Raw genomic sequence first — 2,494 nt, forward strand, 5'->3', positions numbered from 1 at the left:
GGCATTCTCATCGTCAGCAACAGGTTTCACGCCGGTCGCAACCAGGGCTTCCATAATCCTGTCGGCGCTCTCATAGGCGGTGTTGGAGAGCTTCTGCATTTGCTGAGTCTGCCGGAATTCTATCCCGCTCAAGGAATGATCAACGGATTTGAGCAGAAGCTCGGCCTTGTCCACGCTGGTTTTGGCCTTGTCATCGCGCGGCACGGGCTTGCGTATTGAAGTCGTTGGTCCCGTAATGATCGGATCGATGCCRTAAAAACCTTCTGCATCGTCGGAATTCACCACGTCCTGACCGTTACCCTCCATAGAAAGAGCATTGGCAGCGTCTCCCGGCAATACAGCCCCGGCTTTTTCAGCGCGCTGCAGCACGGGCGCAAGCTTGTCATGCCGCTCGCTCAGAGCTCTCTGCCGTTGAATGAGCTCACTGACTTTGCCGTCCATCAATTTCTGGTCGAGCAATTGCCGGCTTGTGATCCGATCGAGTTGAATGCGCAGCGCGGCAATCCGGTCTTCGTAGGCCTGTTGCAAGCGTGCCTGACGGGCGACGCTGCCGGTTATGAGATCATCGCGGAAGACCAGATAGGAGGTCGCGAGAAGATAGCTGCCAGCGAAGCCAAGGGCGAGGGTGCCACCCAGAAATGCCATCCACGGCTTGATGGTAAAATGCCGGATGGTTTCGCCCCGCGCGATAATGATCGTGTGAGGCTCTTTGGTGCTGCCGAAGATGCTGGTATTTTGAGGCTTCTTCATTGCGGCTACGCTCGTTGATTTGCAGCTTCAATTTATACAGCGATTACACTCTGTTAGGGTTAACAAATCCTGACAACTGCACTGTATTTCAATCAAATTGCAACTAAAAMGGGCAAATTATGTCCCAAGAGCCTTGGTTGCTTCGAGTACTTCGGCCGCATGTCCCGGAACTTTCACCTTGTTCCAGATTTTGGCGATCTTGCCGGCCGAATCGATCAGATAAGTCGTCCGCTCTACGCCCATATATTTCCGGCCATACATGCTCTTCTCAACCCAAAGACCGTAGGCTTCGATGATAGCCTTGTCTTCGTCTGCAACGAGATCGACCTTCAAATCATGTTTGGTCTTGAACTTGTCGTGTTTTTTGACGGGGTCTGGCGACATTCCGATGACCTTCGCACCAAGCTTTTCAAACTGCGGTCTGAGACCGGAGAATTCGATCGCTTCCTGGGTGCAGCCGCTCGTGTCGTCTTTCGGATAGAAATAGAGAACGACAGGCTTTCCGCGCAGGCTCGACAAGGTGATTGTACCGCCACCATTACGCGGCAAGGTGAAGTCCGGCGGGGTGCTACCGATATCCAAAATAGTCATAGGAATGCCTTTCTTTGATGATTGAACGCGATCGCTACTTACGCAACTATAGAGAGGTGCGGGAATCGTCTACGGTTTCCCAATTGATTCCTCAATTGGCTTTGGAATTTGACAGAGAAACCGAAAAGAGTCCGCTTTACAAAGCGGGACTTCACGAAACTGCACCAATATCCTTCTGCTTGCGAGCAAGACGAGGTTCCCGTAGCGACGCCTCGAAGGCGATCGCGGCTGCATTTCGCCGCCGGTGCCACATGTTCCTTTGCCATCCTTATGGCGGTGTTGGCCGGCATCGCTTTCGTCATATTACGCGTCGGCATTGGGGGAGAGGCGCTGACACAGCGCGCGCAAACCGCGTTGCAAACGGTTCTCGGGCCGGACGCAGATGCCACGATCAATTCAGCGCAAATTTCTCTAGACCAGCGCCACCACGTTGCACTTGAGGCGCGGGATGTAAATATCACCGATGCAAAGCGCGGTATCCAGATAAACAATGTGAGGTCAGTGCGTATCGGCCTCGCAACCTTACCCCTGCTACATGGGAATATCCGGGTCGAGCGGCTGGAACTCGATGGCGCACAGATCAAGGTCACTTCGGTTGTGCCGTTCGATTTCATGTCTTTGGTGCCCAAGGACGATCGCGGCCTTGTCGATCTCGACGGTGCATCGGCGGCGATTTTTTCAGGTCTCGAAAGTGCGGTATCGCTGCTTGATCAGCGCGAGACGCGCGATATCTCCATTGCAGATACAACATTTGATTTTACGCTCGCCGGAGCGCCGGAACGCTTGCGCATCGTCAATCTCGATCTATCGGAAACGGGTGGCCCGGTTGCCATCAACGGCACGGTGGAGTGGCGCGGAAAGCAAGTCGATATCAATGCTCAGGCCAAGCGTTCGGCGATCGGAGCGAAGATCGAAGCGTTTTCGTTGGCTGTCAGCAAGATTCCACTCGCAGGAAAATTTGGTACGCCTCCTGTCGCCGACATCGACGGCATCAAGCCCGATGGCGCTTATCTAACCTACGACAATCTGGCCGAGATCAAACTGGATGGCCTGGCGGCGACCGCTTCCGAGCCCTCACGGGTCTGGGGCGCGCTCAATATCGGCAAGGGCCCGGTTACGATCGGCAATGTCGAAGATATGGCGGTGGAATCAC

General features: G+C 54.4%; 1 protein-coding gene and 2 pseudogenes. 1 reads left to right on the plus strand and 2 read right to left on the minus strand.

Going from position 1 to position 2,494, the window contains the following annotated elements; translation table 11 throughout:
* Together ACXJ5O_RS24180 and ACXJ5O_RS24185 are read right to left on the minus strand one after the other, a co-directional pair.
* A pseudogene (locus ACXJ5O_RS24180) lies at positions 1-750 on the minus strand (M23 family peptidase); the annotation flags it as partial.
* A 117-nt stretch (positions 751-867) separates the two neighbouring features.
* Positions 868-1,341 (minus strand): peroxiredoxin, encoded by a 474-nt coding sequence (locus ACXJ5O_RS24185; RefSeq protein WP_457302127.1) that lies wholly within the window; start codon positions 1,339-1,341, stop codon positions 868-870.
* A gap of 270 nt (positions 1,342-1,611) precedes the next feature.
* On the opposite strand from ACXJ5O_RS24185, the pseudogene ACXJ5O_RS24190 reads away from it, so the two are divergent.
* Positions 1,612-2,494 (plus strand): annotated as a pseudogene (locus ACXJ5O_RS24190) (hypothetical protein); the annotation flags it as partial.

It is taken from the genome of Phyllobacterium sp. P5_D12, from assembly GCF_054049495.1.